Origin of the sequence: Mycobacterium sp. (assembly GCF_052145595.1) — a bacterium.
GTDB lineage: Bacteria > Actinomycetota > Actinomycetes > Mycobacteriales > Mycobacteriaceae > Mycobacterium.
Map to the genome: position 1 here is coordinate 1 of NZ_JBKQOI010000102.1, position 20,365 is coordinate 20,365.

Here is a 20,365-nt window from a genome sequence, read left to right on the forward strand (position 1 = left end):
TCGATGGGCGCAGAGCAGGCCGGCATGGAGGATGCACGCTTCGTCCGTTTCATCGACGACGACGGCTCCATCACTTTCTATGCCACCTACACGGCCTACAGCGGATCCCACATCAGCCAGCAACTCCTCGAGACCACAGATTTCCAGTCCTTCACCTCCGCACCGATCGTCGGACGCGCCGCTGCTAACAAGGGTCTGGCGCTGTTTCCTCGCCGGATTGGCGGTCGCTTCGCCGCCATGTCGAGATCAGATCGCGAATCGAATACGGTTGCCCACTCCGATCATCTGTCCGTTTGGACGAGTGCGGCTCCCTGTCAGAGCCCGACTCGAGCCTGGGAGGTGCTGCAACTCGGGAACTGCGGTTCGCCCATCGAAACCGATGCCGGGTGGCTGGTGCTGACCCACGGCGTCGGCCCGATGCGCACCTACCGCATCGGGGCGATTTTGCTTGATCTCGACGATCCGACACGGATCCTTAGTCAGCTACCGCAACCGCTACTGAGCCCCGCTACTGATGAGCAGGACGGCTACGTGCCCAATGTTGTCTACTCCTGCGGCGCACTGGTCCACGCCGACACCCTGGTGCTGCCGTACGGCATCAGCGACGCCGGCATCGGTATCGCCACCGTGCCGCTACCCGAACTCCTTGCAGCCCTGAGCCGCTGAGACCCGAGACATTCAACTTGTACCTCTGCGCGTCTACAACGTAGGCCCAGCAATGTCGACAGGCTCCCCTGTAGTGTGCTTGATTGCGGATCTACCGGAGACCGGTCATCGGCAGAGTCCACCTGGAATTGTCGCCGGGATCAAGATATTTCCGTCTGTTCCCGGGAAATCGGATTCGACGACGGCGCGACGACGACACGCGTGGGGACAAACCCCGAGTGCATGCGTGCACGCCCTTCAGTCAAACGTGCCCAACCCTTCAGTCAAGGAGAACGACCACGCTGAAATCTGACGTCGAACAACGAGATGCCTTCGGCGAGCACGTGCTTCACGTCGGTTCGGGTTTCAAAGCGATTCCGGGCTAGGCCGGGTCGGTCAGGTCGGCGATTCTCTCAGCTGAGATCAAAGCCGATACCTCGAACAGGTGCACGTCAGGGGGATGGTGTCGGGGGCGAGTCCCCCACGACCACGAGCCGCCGACTTCATGCCTACGAGACGGGTGAGTCAGCGACCCGCGCGGTAGCAGGGCGAGGATCAGATAACGGCGCGGGCCAAGGAATCAGAACGATTTTGCCGCCGAGTCCGCCGGCGTCGATGCGAGTGTGGACTTCGCGCGCGGCTGCCAGGGGGAGGCGATCGATGACGACGGGATGGATGACGCCGTCGCGCAGTAGGCCAAACAGTGTGGCCATGTCGGCCTTGAACTCTTCCGGTTGCTTCGTTCGTCGCGCGGTGATGCTGTACCACACCGCCCGTCGACCGCCGAACAGGAACCTGAACGCGCCCCAGAGGTGGAGCCTGGCCAAGCCCAGTCCGGCCGAGAGCAGGCCTTCGCGCCCGTCAGCCATGGTCTGCGACCCGTAGCCGACCAGCAGACCACCGGATGCCAGACAGGCGAACGAGCGAGCGAAATGGGCGCCGCCGATTGCGTCGAAGGCGGCGTCCACCCCGGTGCGGCCTTTGTGCGTATTGGCCTGTGCGGCGGTGAGCTGGCGCACTGCTTCGACGAAGTCGCCGTCGCGATAGTCGATTGCCTTGGCACCAAAGCTTTCAACCACGGTCATGTTCGCGGCAGAGCAGGTACCGATGGCTTTCAGTCCAAAATGCCGCGCCAGATCGAGCAGCGCCGTGCCGACCGTGCCCGAGGCCCCGATCGCAAGGATCGTCGCACCCGGCGACAGCTTGCGGTAGCGGGTGAGCATCTGGAAGGCGGTTAGGTAGGCCAGCGGGATACAGACCGCCTCGGCGGCATCGACGCCATCGGGGACGGGCACCAGGAACCGCGCCGGCCGAATTGCGTACTGGGTGTAGCCGCCGACCACACACAGATCGGCCACCATCTGGCCCTCGTGCAGGCCGGCCACGCCGGGACCGACTTTATCGACGATTCCCACGATGTCGTATCCGGGGGTGAACGGCAGCGGCCCCTTGTAATCCGGGTAGCGGCCGCGCCGAATGAAGATGTCCGTGAAGCCGGTGCCGGCGGCCAGAACCTTGATGCGGACCTCGTCGGGACCGGGGTCGGGAATAGTCGGTTGTTCTGTCAGTTCCATCACCTCAGGGCCGCCGAACCGCGAGATAGAAACATTTTGCCAAGTCATCCCCTAACCGTAGACCTAAAACCTCACGACGAGGATTTTCGTGACTATGTCACTGACCGCTGAGTTTGCTGACACGCCGGATGCGCGTCTATGCGTACATCCGACCCGGTGCGCGCTGGCGCGCACGCTCTCAGCGGACCGTTGCCGCCGATGTGTCCGCGTTGCACGAGTGCTTGTGCACCGCGGTCATTCGGCAAGCTGGTTAACGATGCCGGCGAAGATCTTGGGCAGCGCCGTCGCGGCTGGCACGATGCGCGAGCGCACGGGTGCGTACGCGCTGGCCTTTAGCAGACCCGCCGTCAGCAGGCGATAGCGGCGCGACATCTTGCGCCACTGGTGCTCGTAGTCAGCTGGCCGGTCGGCAATAACGCAGCCCACCAGCAACTCGGCGGCACCGAACGCTATGCCCAGACCTTCGCCGGTTAGCGCGTCGACGTATAAGTATCGCTGAGTCCGAAGCGTTCGTGCAGCCAGACCAAAGGTTTGGGCGCCCACCAGTTCCACGTGCCCAGCAGGTGAATGAATGCCGGCACCAAGACCATCCGCACTAGCGTGGCGTCGACCAACACGGCCAGCGTCAGGCCCAGGCCGAACATCCGCATGAACGACACATGCGCGGCGGTCAGCGCCGCGAACGAGATCGACATCACCAGCGCGGCCGCCGTGATTACCCGACCGGTGCGGGCCAGGCCCAGGGCGATGCTCTCGTCGTTGTCGGCGCGGGTGCGCCCCGACGCGAGCCAGAATTCGCGGATCCGGGAGACCAGGAAAACCTCGTAGTCCATGGACAAGCCGAAGGCGATGCAGAACAGCAGCACCGGTATGTTGGCGACCAGCGTTCCGGTGGATGTCGTCCCGAGCGCGCCCAGATGACCGTCCTGGAATATCCACACCATCGCGCCGAACGCGGCGGTCAGCGAGAACACGCTGAGCACCAGAGCCTTCAGGGGCAACACCACGCTGCCGGTGAGCAGGAATAGCAGCCCGAACATGATCACGGCGATCAGCCCGAGCACCAGTGGCAGCCGCGACGTGATGGAGTCGACGCTGTCGCGGTTGATCTGCGCGGACCCGGTCATCTCGACCGGCCTGCCGCCGGGGCCGGCCACTGCGTGCAGGCGGTCGAGTTGAGCCCCCGATTTGTCGGAGAACAGCGGGGCCGTGCTGGCGACGGTCAGAAACGCACTGCCCTGTGCCTCGCCGGTTGCCGCTGACGGCGGTCCGACGCGAGCACCGGCGACGAACGTACCCGTCGGAGCGGACACCGCCGTGACGTCAGGCACGCGGGACAGTTCGGCGGCGTATCGCTCCATGTCGGTTGGCCCCACGCCGTTGGTGTCCGGCACGACAACAGTGACCGCGGTCGCGGAGTTGTTGGCGAAGTCGTTGCGCAATTGATCGCCCACCTGGTGGGCCGAGGCGGACCTGGGCAGCACGCGGTCATCGGGCAAACCCCACCTCACGCCCAGGAAGGGCGTACCGAGCAGCACCAGCAGCGCGATGACGGCCAGGCTGATCGGAACCGCTCGGCGCATGACCACCTTCGTCGAGCGGTACCAGAACTCTTGCTCGATGGGGCGCGGGACCGGCTCGGGCCGTCTCAGTAGCCGCCGGGCGAGCCGGTGCACGTCCAGCGAGTCCAACCTGTCGCCCAAAAGCACGATGGTCGCGGGAGTTACCACCACCGCGGCGAGCGCAGCGAACCCGACGGTGGCGATACCCGCGTACGCGAACGACTTGAGGAAGTACATCGGGAACAGGATCATCGCGGCCATGGACAGCGCGACGGTGGTGGCGGAGAACAACACCGTGCGCCCCGCTGTCGTCATGGTGTGTACGAGCGCATCGTCTCGGCTCGCGCCGCCGGCAAGCTCGTCGCGGAAGCGGCTGATGATCAGCAACGTGTAGTCAATCGCCAGCGCCAGGCCCATCGCGGTGCTCAGGTTGAGCGCGAAGATCGACACGTCGGTGCCCAACGCGATCACGTGTAGTACCGCCATCGACCCCAGAATCGCCATCCCGCCGATCGCGATCGGCACTGCGGCGGCCAGCAGCCCGCTGAATACCCAAATCAACACGATGAAGCTGAGCGGAATGGCGATCACTTCCACCAGCAGTAGGTCGCGCTGCGATAGCTCGGTGATCTGCCGGTTCACCATAGCGAGCCCGCCCGAGCGGACGGTGACCCCGTCGCGGTCGTGCGCCACCTGGTCAGACAGCGTATCGGCGTATTTCTGCGCATTGATCTTCCCACCGGTGATGCCGGCGACGATCAGCCCGCACTTGCCGTCCCTGCTGACCAGCTCAGTCGCAGCCTCCGGTGACACGGTCCATGCCGAGGCCACGCTCGGGACATGCGGTGACCGGCTCAGTTGACCGGCGATGTCGGTGCCTGCCGCGCGGGCCGGACCGCTCGCGAAACCATTCGGCGCACAGACGGTGATCAGCAGCTGCAGGTCCCCTTGGCTGAACTTGTCAGTCAACAGCTGCGTCGCCCTGGCTGATTCAGAGGTCGGGTCCTGGAACCCGCCGACGGACAGGCTCCTGGCGACGGGGATGCCGAAGATGCCCGCAGCTACCATCACCAGCGCTGCGGCTGCGATGATCCGCCGTGGTGCGGCGATGGCCAGTCGTGCGATTCGTTGTAGGACGTCGCGACCTTCCGCCGATTGATCGGGATAGTGCGGCTAACTCATCAACGATAAGCCAAGGGTTGTCAACGTGTCCCTTCTACCGCGATTAACGTTCATGCGAGAGTCCTGCACCTCCCCATCGTTAATGTCCGGTCGCGTCGGTGCGACTAGAGGGAACGCACGCCGTGCAAAGCGTCTGTCGCACAGGAGAATACGGCGAAGGGCTTGACGCGGTCGGATCGAATGACTCCTGAAACACGTGCGCAGGGTACTCAGTCCCATGGATTGATGCGTCGACCACGAACCTGGCCGGCCAACCCACGGTGCGTTGCCACACACGCCGACGGATGGGCGACGCAGCAAAGTAGGCGACCGGCGGGGTGATAGCGCCGCGATGGTCCACCGACCACTCGGGCTGGCCGCTGGAGTGGCCCACCTACTCGCTCTTCGCGGTTTTTGTGGCTAACCGTCGTGGCTTGCCGCCGATGGTGGCCGATTGTCGATAGTGGCCGTCAGCGAGGTCGTGGTACCAGGTCGATTCCCCCGGCGCCGGCAGCCCGGCCTCTTGCAGTGCGGTCGACAGCGGGCGGTAGGAGGGCGTGAGCGGTATGTGGTCAACGATCTGGACGACGGCGGGACGCTGGTCCCGGGGGAGACCACACAACGCGGTGGTCAAGCTGGCCGCGGTGAGGATGCCGTCTTTGCCAAGCGTCACCGCCGCGACCGCGACGTCGTGCGTGTCGGTCGCAACGGGATAGACGACGGCCAGGTCGACCGCGGTGAGGTCGCCGAGGGCGTCGCAAATCGGCTGGCAGAACACCGGTCCGCGCACCGACTGGATCACGGTGTTCCTGTTGTCAACGAACCAGTAGTCGCCGTCGCTGTCGCGGCGAAACAGGTGGTCCGTGGTGATCCACATGTCGCCCTTCGCGAATACCGAGCGCATCGACACGTGTGCGGCATCGAGTCCGGAGCGCGGCTTGGCGAGCAGCACGCCCACCTCGTCGTCCGCGCATGGGCGCACGAAACCGTGGTCATCCTCAATGAACTTGCCTGTCGCGGAGTCGTAGCTGGCGAGCCGAATCTCGGTGCTGCCCGGCAGCGGCCGACCCTTGGCCCCGCTCTTCGTACCGGCGACATTGGCCAGTACCGCGTCCCCCTCGGTGGAGGCATAGAATTCCAGCACTCGGGCAGGGGCGAATCGGTCGGTGACCTTGTGCCACAATCCGATCGGCATTCCGGCGCCGATGAACAGGCGGACCGGATGATGTTCCTGAAGCTCGGGCGACGTGGCCTCCACCAGTTCGAGCAGCATGGCCCAGGTGTAGGTCACTACCGTGACCCCGTAACGGTGGATCTCTTCGGCGAACCGCGTTGGGTCGACGCCTCGGGTCAAGGCGATGCGCGACCCGCCGGCGACCGCGCCGCCGAGGCCGACCATCAGACCCGAGGGATGGTGCAGCGGCGTCAGGCAATAGATCGTGTCACCGCGGCCGAGCGCGGCGGCAGTGGCCGTGCCGTAGGCCGACAGCGCCCACCGATGATTGGTGACCTCTTTGACCACCCGGCGCCCTCCCGTCGTGCTGAAGAACACGAAGGCGAGATCACTTGCCCGGCCTGGGTTCGGCCGATACCACTGCGGCAGCCGTGCACTGGACAGGGCGACGCGGTCCAGCTCGACGACCCGGTCCGACTCCGCCTGGCGGAGGTCTCCCGTGGTAACGCCGCGACCGAGGACGAGCGCCCTGGCGCCGGCCGCGGTGGCCGCAGCCAGATGGTATGGGTCCGTGATGATCTCGGCCACCTCGCACAATTGGACGGCGGCGGCGAGGTCGTCGTCTGGGGGTAGCAGTACCGCCACCGCGCCGAGCCGGGACAATGCCGCGATTGCGGTCACGGCGCTCGGGCTGGTGTCCATCAATACACCGATGTGAGCTCCCTGACGGATGCCGGCGGCGATGAGGCCGCGCACAGCGTCATCGATGCGGTGATCAACCGCCGCATTGGTGTGGACCCGGTCCTCGAAGAGGAAGCATTCTTCCTCGGGTGCTTTTTTGGCCTGTTCGGCCATCAACCCGCCCAACGACACCCGGGTATGGGGCTGTAGCCGCCCGAGGTGAGTGAGCCGGGGCAGGGTACGCACTGCCTCTCCTGCGATCTCCCTGCCGCTGCGCGCCGCCCCCACCGCGGCGTCGGCCAACCCCAGGCTCACCCCGATGCCCAGTTCGGCAAGCGCACCCGCCGAATGACCGATACGCGACGACAGCCCGACAGCGCCGTCGATCCCGACGCTGGGGTCGGCGTCCATTGCATGCACGCCGCCGGGCCTGGGCCCTCGGCCGTCCTGCCATAGCACCCATTGACCGACGGTGGGCCAGGTCTGCGTGGCGGCGGTCGATCCGACAACGAGCCCGAAGTGACCTGCCCGCAACAGCACCTCGGACACCTCGGAGCGAGGCGCGGCCCGCCGGATTCCTCGAACGGACGCGGGCTGGCCGATGTCGTCGATCTCGCCGATGAAAGCAAGGACCGGACAGGTGATTTCAGCGAGCGTTATCAACGTGCCATCGATCACGGCGCCCCCGGCCATCATGCGGTTATGGACGACGAACTGCCGCAACAGTTCGGCGACCGCGGGACCCGACCATGCCACCCAGCCCTCCACCTCCAGGAAGAGGCGTTGCTGTTCCCTGGGCAGCAACGCTTCTCGGTCATGGAGTTGCCGTAGAAAGTCCCATCTTGCCCGGACCGTCTTGATCGGGTCCAGAAGTTGAAACCCGGTACGGGCCATCCATCCGGGTACGGAGAGACGGTTGAAGACGTGGTCGGCGACCAGCTGGGCGCCGCGGCCCGCCAGGGCCGCGGGAATTCCGAACGGCAGACCGCTGAGCGAGTCGACGGCGGCACCGAATGTGATCACGCTTGCCAGGCCCTCGGAACGTCGGTAGGCCGCGGTTTGATAACAGAACATGCCGCCCTGCGAGTAGCCCGCCAGATGCACCTTGCGGCCGGTGTGTGCGTGTACCGAGTCGATGACCCCGCTCAGCGCGACGACGTGGTCGCTCAACGTGCGTTCGAGCCCACCGGTTTCCCGGTCCGGTGAGCCGAAGTCCACCACCCACGGGTCCACACCGAGATCATGCAGGACTCCGACCGCGCCCTGGTCTCGGGTGACGTCAAACACGTTGGCCGACATCATCATCGGCGGCACAAGTATTACCGGCGGCCGTGACGGATCATTCGCCGTGTCGGGGAAGTACCGTCGTAGCCGGTACATGTCGCACCGCTCCACGATCTGAAACGGGGACGGACGGTATCCAGTCTTCAGGCCACCGAACCGCAGCACCTCGGCACCGTTCTGCACGGTCGCTATCACCCGGTTCGCGGGACCGGCTATAAGGTCGCTACCCCATGTCACGGATACCACACGTCACGCCGACACTCCCGCTGGTCACACATCGGCTGACGTCATGAAATCAACACTACGCGCAGCGAGGGTGCCGGCGCGCCGGGTCCACCGATCTGGCGCATTGATGCACCCGGATCCCCGAGTGACCGTTGACACGCCGGCTCGTAGTCGAGACGACCGCAGTGCGGCCATCCGGGAAGCTCCCGGTGGTCTGTTCAGGTGAGGCGACGGGCTCATGTTGCATCTTTTGCCATATCCATGACAGCGGCGCTCGCCCTGCCCGTTCCTGTCCTCAGCCGCGCCCAATCCGATGAACCAGCTTGTGGCCGAATACTTCCGCGAAGGAATGCAGACGAATCGGATCCATCCGCCGACGAGGCGGCCGCGTCGTAGAGGTTGAACGTCTTCACCCCCAACGTTTAGAGCATGATCAACCCATCGGGGCCAGGCGACACTAGCTATTTGACACGGCGCGATCGATCGCTGACGAGGGGAGGGGCACCTCGGCGACGAGATTCTGCAGGTCGGAATTGCGGGCGCCGAGCAGGTTGACAGCAAAACGTCGCAGCCGTTTCATGACGTATTGTGCTTCGACGTGCTTGTCGGGGTTGGGTGCTCGGGAACAGCCAACGACTGGCCGCGCTGTCGCGGGTAATGCGGAGGTTAGACCGGTTGTGCAGGCGGAATCTAAGCAGCCGGCGAACGGTTGAGGCACTGGGATCGGCTCAGCGCCAAGGGATATACGCAACTCCTGCGGTGTCAGGATGATGGTGGTCGTCTTCAGCGCGGCGATCCGCATGACTGGCTGGGCGTACAGCAGCATCAATGTAGACGGTCGCGGGGGTGGGGCAGTGAGCGGTGGGGGCGGCGCGCGCTGGACTCGACGGTGCTCAACGATGCGGTCGCCACCCAAGGACACGATCACCCAGCTCGCAGTGTGCTTGCTTCAGCAAGCAGAACCGCCACCGGCCCCGGGAGTTCGGCATACGTGAATCGGACGGCGCTCCTGACGAAAAGGAGCACCGTCCGGAGCACCAATCACCTGGTGACCAAGCGTCCATGATGGTGCGGTGAAATGTGGCCTCGGCATCAGGAGACATTTTCTTGCCTGACGCAAGCCCACCGCACTGTGCCCAGTTGATGGGCCTTGCTTTGCGTGGGTGCCTAGCGTTCGTGCCCGGCGCCACAGCCGAGAGGAGGAATCTTCTCTTCCGGTCCGACCTTGGTCTGCCGTGGATCCGTACTCTAACGCTACACCTATCCAGGTAAAGCAACAGTAAAATAGTGAAATGAGTTGGGCCGAGCGTTCAACGGGCATCTCGCCGACTATCACCAATTCCTGTCCGCGCACATGTTCGGCCGGATCGACAGCATCGACGCCGATATCGCCCGACATCGACGAGCAGATCGAGGCCGACCTGACCTGTCTTCACCTGACGGGGGTCCAGGCGGGTCATGCTGGCGGGCCTTGGCAATTGGTGATGCCCATTTCACATCTAATGCGCCAACAACACCCGGAGTTCTTTACCGAGGCCCATCGGCCTCCACGCTCGAGAAGCTCGTCACAGTCACAGTCACAGTCACAGCCGCGTCGTTGGCCGCCGGAATATGGCAGCTAAGCGGCTCAAGGCAATATGTACCCCGCCCGGGCGCCACCTACCCATCGCGACGTATCGTCGGCGGAGCAGATTCGACACGAAACATATTGGGGCAAGGACTAATTCACAGGATCAACGTTGAGTCCCCAACTCGGGTGGTGGGAAATACAGGTCTGGCGTTTTGATGCCGTGGCTGTCCCGCCAATGCGGCTTGAGAACGATACGGCCCTCAGAGATCAATCCGAGTCCGCGAGCACGGGCGACCGCATCGCCGCGATGACCGAGGGACCGGGGTGGACGTGACACGATCTAGATGCTGTGCAACCGCCTGACGAAGGAGTGGGAATGAAAAAGGACCAAGCTGACGAATTTGAACGGGAACTGATGCAGCCGCTCGCACAGGCCCTCCGCACGAGGCTTGGTGGTGTAGGGGAGGTCCACGTCAACAATGAGCCGCACCTGATGACCGGTGATAGGGTCGAGTACGCCACGTGGCTCGAAGTCGTGCTCAAGGATGCACGAACCGAAGTCATCTTTCGGCCCCTCAGCCGCGAAGACTTCTCTGCCATCTGGCAATGGGGAAAGAGCGGCCGATTCATCTTCCCGATTTCACAAGGCGACGCCAATGCCGGCGACAGCGCCCGAGCGTCCATTGACGCTGTCGCCGAACGCATCTGCCAAACCGCGAGTATGTGGCATGAGGAACCGCCCGAGTCGTTTGGCTGGCCCTCGAGCATCTCGTGAACGGTCTGAGCCTGCGGATGCAGCATGGGAACCGAGCCCGCAACGTGGAAGCGGCCCCTCTTGTTAACGGGCAAAACAGCCTCCGAACCGGTGCGGCGGGTTACCACGCGGCGAACTCAGCGTGATCGAGTGGCACCCCGGCGGTATGCCGCCGACCAGGTCCAGGCCTGTCACCAGGAGCATCGACGCGGTGGCAATCGGCTGAGACTTAAAGTACCGGCGGGCCGCGTTGGTCAGCTGCTCGTCATCGGTGGCGATCAGGTCGTAGGCTGTCACGCCACCGGCCAATGCCACCCTCGCTCGGTCTGAGTCGCGCATCGTTATGCCGATCGCCCATCGCGTCCGTTCTCCCAGCGGACCGCGTAGATATCGGTGCGACACGGAAAGAGGCGCGCCTAGAATGTGACGTTGTCCTCTGAGGGCTGATCGCGTCTCCACCGGCGCGGCCGGCGTACCGGTCAGGGCCGCCTGATCGAATCCGCTTCCTTGCCGCCGCGGTCCTGTAAGGAGACATCCACAAAGGGCCTCTGGTGCCGCAGGCGCACTAGAGGCGAGGGCACCGCGCCGGGATCGTGTCCCGCTCGGTCGTCTACTCGCCCTAGCGATCGGGTGGGCGAGTGCCACGGTTCAACAGCCGCACCGATGCTATGCCTCGGCGGGGACGAGACGTGGCTGGCGGTCATCAAGAAGCGTTGAAGCGCAACACTATTCGCGAGGGACGGGCGCGAGACGTGGCTGAAGGCCATCAAGAAGCATTGAAGCGCAGCGGCCTTCACTGACCGGTGTCGCTTTGCTTCCGTTCGGGCCGCGATGCGCGTAGAATCACTTGGCATCGGCGGCATGTCGCGCGCGACCATCTCAGATCGTGTCGTCGCCGAGTCGAGACAATCGGCCGTTTCGCGGCTAAGACGGGATCGTCGCATGACATTACAAGAGGGCCGCGCTGTGTCTGGCCGGCGCCACACGGGACCCGAGAACACGCCGCGGCTCCGGTTGAAGCCGAAGGCGCCGATGAGCGGGACCGTTGACGGGGCATGGTGGCCGCGCAGTGACGACCTCACGGAGGAGCTACCAGATCTGCTGGCTGTGCTATCGGTGCGCCTGGGCGCAATTGACCGCGTGATGTACAACCTCACCGAATGGGCGAAGGCCCCGAGACGACTTCTGACCGGCGGACGAACGGTTCGCCTCGACGGATACCGCCTACAACCAGCCAACACCCTCGAAGTGCTCGGGATCGGCCGCGAGAAGATCCTTCTGCTGGTCGTTCCTCCGCACTCCGATCCGGACCATGCACACGAGACGTTGATGACCGCGGCGGCGCCAGACAACGCTTCGTCGGTCGGCGACCTGCTCGGGATCAGCGCGCCCGATCGAGAAGCTCACGGCCGGGCGGCTGCCACCGGACAGCGCTGAACTAGAGGCGCCGGAGCGGTGGATTCTCGGTCAGCCACGGCGACCGCACTGAGCGCCGCGACCGGCGAGCAGGACGGCAACCTGCCCCAATGCCGTCTACTGCTGCGGCGCACTAGTACACGCCGACACCCTGGTGCTCCCGTACGGCATCAGCGACGCCGCCATGGGTATCGCGACCGTACCGCTACCCGCACTAGGCGGCTGACAGCGCTGTCCGCTGCGTAGGAATACGTTGTTCGCTTACAACGTTGACAGGCTCTCTAGCAGGGTGTTTAATAGAGATCTACCGGAAGCCCGCCGACGGCAGCGTCCATACGAATTTGTCGTCGGGTTCGGTGTGTTTCCTGTTCTACCCCGGAAATCGGGTTCGACCACTGCACGACTCATGACACGCGTTTGGGACAAAATCCCGAACACATGCGTGCTCACCTTTCAGTCAAAGGGGAACGACCATGATGAAAAAGCACAACCGCGTTCTGGCTCTCGCAGAGGCCCCGACGGGTAAATCCGACAACGAGCAACGAGATATCTTCGGAGAGCACGTGCTTCACATCGGTGCGGGTTTCGTAGCGACGGAACGGCCGCACCTGTTGGAGGCGTTGTCGACCCTCGCGCCGCACCTGGGAAGGTGGGATCCGCGTGATGTGGGTGTCGAAGTCTCGTTACAAGACCGCGGCGGCAAGGAGCAGCGCATCACTTTGCGTACGAGCTTGCCGGGCCGTGCGCCGCTAGTAGCGGTCGCTGACAACCCGGACCTGACCCGTGCGCTCTGTGAAGCAAAGCGCGAGCTAATCCGGCAGATTGAACACCAGAAATCGGCGCGCGAACCCATGAGCAACCGCCGGCTCAGGAGCAGGACCATGCGCCATCCGGCCCCGTCCACGCCGTTCGACATCGCCCAATTTGCTTCGTAGACAAACACCGAAACGCCGCGCTTCGAAACGCGAACCAGCAGTTCGCTTCTGCGGGCAGACAGAGGGAAAAATCATGACGCACATCACCGACCCGCGTGTTATCGACAACCATGCCGCCATTGACAAGTCGCCCCCAGCAGTTCCCGACACGCCGTTCTTGACCCTCGAGAACATATTCCGCGCCGGCGCACGCCGCGCCGCCAGACGCAGAGAAATACTTGCGGCACAGTCGACATGGGATTCCGAAAGCCGGGTCGAGGTCTCTGGTGTCGGGGTGCACTAGAGGTGCCGCCCAGGACGTCCTGCAAGGTCCGCCGCGGGTAGCGGTCAGACGGCCGCGTGGATTTACGTTCCAGTGTCTTCGGACGTCTGGGTTCGAGTCTCGGCTTGCGCACTGGATTGACCTTGTCTATGTCGACGCGGACGACTCCGGACGACTCCATTGCCCAGCTCGGATAACCCCTCGGGCCCAACCAGCAGCTCGCTTACGCGGGCAGATAGAAGACAAGATGACGCACATCACCGAAGCACGAGTTATCGCCAACCATGCCGCCATGGGCAGTTCAACGCCAGCAGCTACCGATCGGCCGTACCTAACCGTCGGGGAAGTCCTCCGCGCGGGCATGTGCCGCGCCGCCGGACGCAGAGAAATTGCTGCGGCGAAGTCAACGTGGGATTCCGAAGGCGGCGCGACCGATCAACGAACGACCCACGGAGAGGCTGGGACTGGGCCTCTGGTGCCACCGGCACACTAGAGGCGCTGGGCATCGCCCCGGGGCTGGTGCCGCATGGTCGGGTACCCGCCCGAGCAGTCGGACAGCCGTGCGCCGCTGTTCAACGGCCGGTCCGATGCTTCTGTTGCCGCCGTAGGCCTACGCTGAAGACAACGTTCATAATGGGTTAGGTGCTCGATGACGCAGTCAACTGGACCGTCAGGTTCCGGGCAGGTCGGCGAGCCGGACTCGGACGGGGAGGACGGGGAGGGCAGCCCAATCACCCGCGCGGCAATCTTGGCTAATGCATTCGAGATCATCGATCGTGATGGCGTTGAGGGGCTGTCGATGCGCCGCCTCGGCGAGGCGGTCGGCCGTGATCCGATGGTGCTCTATCGGCATGTGCCGAATAAGGCGGCCGTGCTCGATGGAGTGGTCGAGATGGTCTTCGAGCAATTGTCGCTGGATACCACACGCCCGGACTGGGCGGCCGCGCTGCAGGACCTCGCCCACGACTTCCGTGATTTAGCGTGCGCACATCCAAACGTGGTGCCGCTGTTGGTCACTCGTCCCCTTGCGACGCCGCTCGGGATGCGGCCACAGGGCATGCTTCGACAACTCGAAGATGTGCTCGCGCTCCTGATTGGGGCGGGCTTCAGCGGGGTCGACGCGGTGCTCGTGTACCGGGCATTGTTCGGGTTCCTGTACGGCCATATGCTCACTGAGTTGCAGGAGGTCGTCGAACGCCCCGAGGAGACCGACGATGTGTTGCGGTTAGGCTTGCATCGGCTGCGGATCAGCGAATTCCCCCGGTTGCGTGAGCTCGCGCCGACTTGGGCCGCCTACGACGGGCTCACCGAACTTGACCGCGGACTCGACATTCTGCTTAGTGGGCTGGCCGCCCAACTCGGCTTACCCGATGGCACACCCCCGCCGGCGCGCACGCCCGGGTCAACGTAACCATGCCGCCAAGAACGGACATGACCCATGATGCTATCGCAGCCCAATCCGGCAGCGTGCCTGTCGGGACGCCACCTCGTCGGAATGTCCGTGAGGCGTCGATGGCAATAGCGGACGTCGCCGAATACGCCCACATGAGCGACCCGGACCTCGATGCCCTCGCAGTCGAGCTGGAGGCGATCCGCCGCGACATCGAGGGTTCGCGTGGCGAAAAGGACAGGGCATACATCCGGCGTACCATCGCGTTTCAGCGATCCCTCGACGTCGCCGCGCGGCTGGTTATCGCCTGCACCAGCAGCAAGGTCGGCTGGGCACTCGGCACCACCGCGCTCGCTATGGCCAAGAGCATCGAGAACATGGAACTCGGCCATAACATCGGCCACGGTCAATGGGATTGGATGAATGACCCCGAAATCCATTCAAGTACGTGGGAGTGGGACATGGCGGGTGTCTCGTCGCACTGGCGGTATTCCCACAACTATCGCCACCACATGTTCACCAATGTCATCGGCGTGGACGACGACCTCGGGTTCGGTGTCCTGCGGGTCACCCGTGACCAGGAGTGGCGGCGGAGTAATCTCTTTCAGCCTCTGCGGAATGTGTTGTTGGCCATCATGTTTGAATGGGGCATCGCGATGCACGGCTTGCATTCGGAGCATGAGCGCGCGGCGACCGACGCGCAGAAGTCCGCCGACACCCGAGCGCTGATCCGCAAGATGGCGCGGCAGGCCGGCAAGGACTATGTATTTTTTCCCGCTCTCAGTCTTCGACGATGGCGCCGCACGCTCACGGCGAACGTGGCCGCCAACCTGCTACGCAATGTGTGGGCGTATGTCGTGATCTGCTGTGGGCACTTTGCGGATGGCGCGGAGAAGTTCACCCCTGCCGCGCTCGAGGGTGAGACGAAGCCCGAATGGTATCTGCGACAAATGCTGGGCACCGCGAACTTTGACGCTGGGCCGGTGTTGGCGTTCCTCAGTGGAAACCTTTGCTACCAGATCGAACACCACCTGTTCCCTGATTTGCCGAGCAACCGCTATGCGGAGATCGCCCAACGGGTCCGCGCGGTGTGCGCCACCTACGACCTGCCGTACACGACCGGTCCGCTTGTCCGCCAGTACCTGCTCACCTTTCGCACCATTGCCAAGCTGACGCTTCCGGATCGGTTCCTGACTACCACTTCCGACGACGCACCCGAGACGGCGTCGGAAGACAAGTTCCGCAACGTCGACGCACCCTACGTGTCGGGCGAGGGCAATGGCGATACGCGGCAACGGGGATTAGTCACTGCGATACGGGAGCGACAAATTCTGCGCCAATCAATGAACTTCGTGCACCGCGGTGGCGCTGCGCGTCATGCGCTGCCTGCCACTCCTCCCGGGACGTGTCGTGGGGCATCTCATGATGCGTAGTTCTCAGTGGTGTGCTGGCCGGCGTCCTTGGTCCCGCTCGAGCGGCGGCCGTCGCGCTGGAAACCTGCGAGCGGGTCAGTGCCGCACCGTTCCAGCGGCCCGCCCAGCGCATTTCGATCGGGGCATCGGCCATTAACTTCCTCGCCCGTGCGGGGCCGTCGCAACGAGCGTTCACGGCGCTGCCGCTCACGATGCGCCAACGACGGCTTCGCCGAATGCATTCGGTATCTTGCCGGCGGCACACGCAGCGAAGCCCAAACTGAACAATAAGAACCCTCTTCAGCTGCGCGCGGCGGTACCGCCGCCGGCTGTTGCCCCGCGACCTGGCAGACCTCGCGCAGTCGACGACTTGGCTGCCTGACTTAACCAGCCGGTACTTCGTCGGTCCATACCCTGAAGCTCTTCAATGTGTTGGGGCCGAACGTGTTGCTGAGCGCGACGTCGGCGGCGTCGCGACCACGGGCGATCAACACCCTGCCAATACGTGGCGTGTTGTGGCGCGCGTCGAAGATATGCCATTGCCCGCCGAGGAACACCTCAAACCAGGCAGAGAAATCCATCGGATCGTCCACCGGCGGCACACCGATGTCGCCGAGGTATCCGGTGCAGTAGCGCGCGGGGATGTTCATGCAGCGACAGAAGGCAACGGCAAGATGCGTGAAATCGCGGCAGACGCCGGTCCGGTCGTAAAAAGCTTCTAGCGCCGTCCGTGTCATGCGCGCGTGCTCATAGCCGAACGTGAGATGTCGATGAACGTAGTCGCAGATTGCCTGCACTCGGCCCCATCCCGTTGGCGTCTGCCCGAAGAGATTCCAGGCCATCTCCGACAGCCGATCAGTTTCGCAATACCGGCTCCCGAGCAGGAAGACAAGGGTGTCCTCGGGTAGGTCCGGCACGGGAATCTGTTGTGCCTGGGGAACGACGACGTCGGGGAGTCCGGTGTCGTTGACGAGCGCATCGGCCGAGACGCGCATGCGGCCCTTGGGCGCAACAATGCGGGTGCACCAGTTGCCAAAGCTGTCACGATAGGCTGCCATCGGGACCGGCGGGTCGAACACGAGGTTGTCACGGCCGACCAGATCGGACACGCGGGTGAAGTGGATGTTGAGGTTGAATATCATCGGGGTGGGTTGCGGGCAGTCGTATATCATTTCGAAGCCGACGTGAATTCGCATATCAGTCTCCGGTTTCCGCCAAGTGAGGTCGCGGATGGCTATCGGCGTGGGTGGTGGGATGGGTTCTCACTCGGGCTATTTGGCGCAGGGCGTGAATCATGGCGCGCTCAGGCGGTACATGCCGTGCGTAACGAATCGATCAGCAGGCGGCGCAACGCCGTCCAGCGTCGGCCCGCAGCCAAGACTACGCGCTGATTGACCTCCAGTTCGATTCCGACGTAGTCGCTTTGCCCGAAGCGCAGGCGCAAGTGCGAGGTCAACCCGTCTCCTTTGCCGGCATAGGGGTAATTGCGGCGTACGCGGAATTCTGGAGCGGATACCGCGAGCGCTTCCTTCCAGCGGGCGCACACCTCGGCCTCCCCGCGCCGCGCGGGGTGGTAGAGCAAGCCCACATCGGTGCCGCGCACCTTGCCATCTAGCTCCGCGGTAAAGCTGTGCGACGAAATGTGGATCACGCGATGCCCGCGCGCTACTGCTTGCCTGACGAGACGCTCGACCTGCACGCGATAGGGCCGGTAATATCGTTCGACGATCTGCGCCCGGGTCTGGGCCGGCGCGGCGCGGGTCACCGCCGAAAAAAGTTGTGGGTGGCCGATCGAGCGATTGAGATCGATAAGCAGACGGCTGACAGTCGAAGCCACGAGGGGCGCCGCGAAGGCACTGGCGAGTGCCTTCGCCATGACCAGCGAACCGGGATCGTAGCCACGGTGGGAATCCAGCAGCGTCCTTTGCCCCCGAAACAGCCGCCGATAGGGCGCGGGTACGCGGTTACCGCCGTGTTCACAGGTGATGATGAAGGTATCCACCGTGACCACCACCTCACCAGCGCAACTCGGGCAAATGGCGAAACACCTGCCGCACACCTTCGCCCCATTGGTCGCTGAGGGCGGTGAAGTAGGGGTCCCCCTCATCGAATCGCCGCCGCCACTTCACTTCGAGGCTGTCGCGTTCGTAGCAAATCAGGTCGATCGGCATGCCCACCGACAAGTTGCTGCGCATGGTCGAATCGAAGGACACCAACACACACTTCGTGGCGTCTGCGAGGGGCGTGTGTTGCGTAACTACGCGGTCGAGGATCGGCTTTCCGTACTTGGTTTCACCGGTCTGAAGGAAGGGCGTTTCGGTCCCCGCTTCGATGAAATTGCCTTCGGCATAGGTCCGGAACAGCCGTATCGGCTCGCCGCTGATCTGCCCACCGACGATGAACGAGGCATCGAAGCGGATGTGGTTCTCTTCCAGGTACTCACCGTCGCGTTTCTCGATATCGCGCGTCGCGTCCGCGACCAGCCTCACGACGTCAAACATAGTCCGGGCGCCCAAGACATTGGTGGCTGCGTCGCCGTCAGCGCAGCGCTGCGTCAATACGCTGATGACAGCTTGCGTTCCGGCTAGGTTTCCCGAACTCAGCAGAACGATAACGCGGTTGCCGCGACGCTCGAATACCGTCATCTTGCAGAACTTGGCGAAGTTATCCACGCCGGCATTCGTACGAGAGTCCGAGGCGAAAATCATTCCCTTGTCGAGCATTACGCCTATACAGTAAGTCATGCGATGCGCCTTCTGGGCAATCGACCCCGCCGTTCATATTGCCACGGGCTTCTGGCCTTGTGGCAGACGTGCAGGTGAGAGCGATTCCCAATCCCGGATTTGATCCTGCACCGATGTCGTCGAGATTACATGGCGGCTCGAACATCATGATCCGCGGCGCACTGGCATAACCAAGAGGGCTGGCAAGAAGAAAAGCCGGTAATCCAGCACGCTGGGCGCCGGGTCGAGGCCCGCCGTGCATCAGGGGGGAGTCGATCTCCCCCTATCTCGAGGATGCTCATGGTTTGCTGGGGTGACTTTAGTTGGATCTCGCCCGGGCTCGACGAGGTTTGCGGCCCGCGGTTGTGCGCCTGGCGCGTGTTGGTGGGGATATTCTTGCGGCTGGGCAAACTCTCCGGGGGTGCCGGGTGTGCCGGGTCACTCGCCGGCGGCGTCGGCGCCGACGGACGCCAATGCATTTCCGGCGCAAACGGCTAACCCAGGCCAAACCGGCCCTACCGGCTCAGGCAGGGCGGCCACAGTCGTCGCGGGGTGGAAGGGCCGCCGCCAGTCTCCGTTGCGATTTTGTGTGGTTTTGTTGTCACGTGGACGCTCGCGGCGGTGCCGCGGGGTCGATCGGCAGCGGCGGCACCGGCGATCTGGGTGGGATCGGTGCGCCCGGCGGGGCCGCCGGCACGGCTTAAGCTGGAAGCGTGGACGTCTACGGCTACCACGGTTCACGCGGCAATCTGCCAACGACCGCCGCAGCCACCAGGGCTTCCCGCTGTTCTGTTGCGATGCATTCGAATAATGCTGCGGTACAATGCGATTAAAATTGCACTTGCCAGTTGGGTCAGTTGCCAGTAGGAGCATGGTGCTCGCGATTACTCTCTCACCTGGCGGTTGACGAGGCCTGTAACCAACCGGGAGTCGATCTCTTCACCACCGTCACCGTAGTAAACGCGATAGTGCTCTTCGTCTGCGTACTTGCGAGTGACGCTGATTGTGCCGTCGGCTGTGTGGGTGACTTTGATCCACTTGCCAGACTTCGGATCTTGGAGCATGTCTCCCTCCCGGATCTCCGAAAGCAGCACCTGTTCGGTTGCGTGTTCCGAACTCATTGCTCTCCCGGATCGTCGTGGTAGGTCGGCCGTGTCCACCTTACTTCGACTGGATCGGCATTAGCCGATCGATCATCGCGTTATAAGGGCCAGACCGACGTGCCGCAAAACTCCGGGAATTTGGGCAGCAGGGCCTACGTTCCTGGCGATTCCTTAATTGCGTCCGCTGATGGCTGAAGACCGCGATTTCGTATAGCCAAGCTCCCGGGGCCCACCAACAAATGCGGTCGCATCACCGAACCGAGACGAAACCCGATCGGCCCCAGGGGTTTTCGATGTGTTGAATCGTTAGACGGTGGTCACTCGCACCGCCTGAGGCCCTTTGGGTCCCTGGCCGATCTCGAACTGGACTCGTTGATTCTCCTCGAGGGAGCGAAAACCGTCCCCTTGGATCTCAGAATGATGGACGAATATGTCCTTTGCGCCGCCGTCAGGGGCGATAAAGCCGAAGCCTTTCTCGCTGTTGAACCATTTCA

Annotated in this window: 16 protein-coding genes and 3 pseudogenes; 7 read left to right on the forward strand and 12 right to left on the reverse strand. The window is 63.6% G+C overall.

Annotation, left to right across the window (positions count from 1 at the left end; translation table 11 throughout):
• Positions 1 to 666 (forward strand): annotated as a pseudogene (locus ACLP4W_RS08985) (glycosidase); the annotation flags it as partial.
• Positions 667 to 1,154: 488 nt separating this feature from the next.
• Here ACLP4W_RS08985 and ACLP4W_RS08990 read toward each other — a convergent pair.
• The 5 genes and pseudogenes from ACLP4W_RS08990 to ACLP4W_RS09010 form a co-directional block, all read right to left on the reverse strand.
• Positions 1,155 to 2,267 (reverse strand): medium chain dehydrogenase/reductase family protein, encoded by a 1,113-nt coding sequence (locus ACLP4W_RS08990; protein WP_442385795.1) that lies wholly within the window; start codon positions 2,265 to 2,267, stop codon positions 1,155 to 1,157.
• A gap of 186 nt (positions 2,268 to 2,453) precedes the next feature.
• Positions 2,454 to 2,705: pseudogene (locus ACLP4W_RS08995) on the reverse strand (monooxygenase); the annotation flags it as partial.
• Complete coding sequence (locus tag ACLP4W_RS09000; protein ID WP_442385810.1) at positions 2,690 to 4,906, reverse strand: MMPL family transporter; 2,217 nt, start codon at positions 4,904 to 4,906, stop codon at positions 2,690 to 2,692. The gene ACLP4W_RS09000 and the pseudogene ACLP4W_RS08995, both read right to left, overlap by 16 nt.
• Positions 4,907 to 5,336: 430 nt before the next feature.
• Entirely contained in the window at positions 5,337 to 8,318 is a 2,982-nt protein-coding gene (locus tag ACLP4W_RS09005; RefSeq protein WP_442385796.1) for an AMP-binding protein, read from the reverse strand.
• A 445-nt stretch (positions 8,319 to 8,763) separates the two neighbouring features.
• Positions 8,764 to 9,132, reverse strand: a complete 369-nt coding sequence (locus ACLP4W_RS09010) for a hypothetical protein (RefSeq protein ID WP_442385797.1) — start codon at positions 9,130 to 9,132, stop codon at positions 8,764 to 8,766.
• A gap of 1,120 nt (positions 9,133 to 10,252) precedes the next feature.
• Between ACLP4W_RS09010 and ACLP4W_RS09015 the strand changes: the two genes are divergently transcribed.
• Positions 10,253 to 10,651 (forward strand): hypothetical protein, encoded by a 399-nt coding sequence (locus ACLP4W_RS09015; protein ID WP_442385798.1) that lies wholly within the window; start codon positions 10,253 to 10,255, stop codon positions 10,649 to 10,651.
• 63 nt (positions 10,652 to 10,714) lie between these two features.
• Here ACLP4W_RS09015 and ACLP4W_RS09020 read toward each other — a convergent pair whose 3' ends face one another.
• Entirely contained in the window at positions 10,715 to 10,969 is a 255-nt protein-coding gene (locus ACLP4W_RS09020; RefSeq protein ID WP_442385799.1) for a DUF7427 family protein, read from the reverse strand.
• 603 nt (positions 10,970 to 11,572) lie between these two features.
• Between ACLP4W_RS09020 and ACLP4W_RS09025 the strand changes: the two genes are divergently transcribed.
• The 5 genes from ACLP4W_RS09025 (at position 11,573) to ACLP4W_RS09045 (ending at position 16,066) form a co-directional block, all read left to right on the forward strand.
• Positions 11,573 to 12,067, forward strand: a complete 495-nt coding sequence (locus ACLP4W_RS09025; RefSeq protein WP_442385800.1) for a DUF5994 family protein — start codon at positions 11,573 to 11,575, stop codon at positions 12,065 to 12,067.
• 455 nt (positions 12,068 to 12,522) lie between these two features.
• Complete coding sequence (locus ACLP4W_RS09030; RefSeq protein ID WP_442385801.1) at positions 12,523 to 12,981, forward strand: hypothetical protein; 459 nt, start codon at positions 12,523 to 12,525, stop codon at positions 12,979 to 12,981.
• Positions 12,982 to 13,054: 73 nt separating this feature from the next.
• Positions 13,055 to 13,264 (forward strand): hypothetical protein, encoded by a 210-nt coding sequence (locus ACLP4W_RS09035; RefSeq protein WP_442385802.1) that lies wholly within the window; start codon positions 13,055 to 13,057, stop codon positions 13,262 to 13,264.
• 628 nt (positions 13,265 to 13,892) lie between these two features.
• On the forward strand, positions 13,893 to 14,654 hold the full coding sequence (locus ACLP4W_RS09040) for a TetR/AcrR family transcriptional regulator (RefSeq protein ID WP_442385803.1): 762 nt from the start codon (positions 13,893 to 13,895) through the stop codon (positions 14,652 to 14,654).
• A gap of 101 nt (positions 14,655 to 14,755) precedes the next feature.
• Positions 14,756 to 16,066, forward strand: a complete 1,311-nt coding sequence (locus ACLP4W_RS09045; protein ID WP_442385804.1) for a fatty acid desaturase family protein — start codon at positions 14,756 to 14,758, stop codon at positions 16,064 to 16,066.
• An 8-nt stretch (positions 16,067 to 16,074) separates the two neighbouring features.
• On the opposite strand, the pseudogene ACLP4W_RS09050 reads toward ACLP4W_RS09045, so the two are convergent.
• From ACLP4W_RS09050 to ACLP4W_RS09075, 6 genes and pseudogenes are all read right to left on the reverse strand, one after another.
• A pseudogene (locus ACLP4W_RS09050) lies at positions 16,075 to 16,230 on the reverse strand (DUF2237 family protein); the annotation flags it as partial.
• Positions 16,231 to 16,428: 198 nt separating this feature from the next.
• Positions 16,429 to 17,241: a transglutaminase-like domain-containing protein gene (locus ACLP4W_RS09055; RefSeq protein WP_442385805.1), complete on the reverse strand. Its 813-nt coding sequence runs from the start codon at positions 17,239 to 17,241 to the stop codon at positions 16,429 to 16,431.
• A 107-nt stretch (positions 17,242 to 17,348) separates the two neighbouring features.
• On the reverse strand, positions 17,349 to 18,047 hold the full coding sequence (locus tag ACLP4W_RS09060) for an N-formylglutamate amidohydrolase (RefSeq protein WP_442385806.1): 699 nt from the start codon (positions 18,045 to 18,047) through the stop codon (positions 17,349 to 17,351).
• A 13-nt stretch (positions 18,048 to 18,060) separates the two neighbouring features.
• Entirely contained in the window at positions 18,061 to 18,768 is a 708-nt protein-coding gene (locus ACLP4W_RS09065) for a peptidase (RefSeq protein ID WP_442385807.1), read from the reverse strand.
• 884 nt (positions 18,769 to 19,652) lie between these two features.
• Positions 19,653 to 19,889, reverse strand: coding sequence for a hypothetical protein (locus ACLP4W_RS09070; protein ID WP_442385808.1), 237 nt, complete (start codon positions 19,887 to 19,889; stop codon positions 19,653 to 19,655).
• 288 nt (positions 19,890 to 20,177) lie between these two features.
• A partial coding sequence (locus ACLP4W_RS09075) for a cold-shock protein (RefSeq protein WP_442385809.1) occupies positions 20,178 to 20,365 on the reverse strand: 188 nt, incomplete at its 5' end.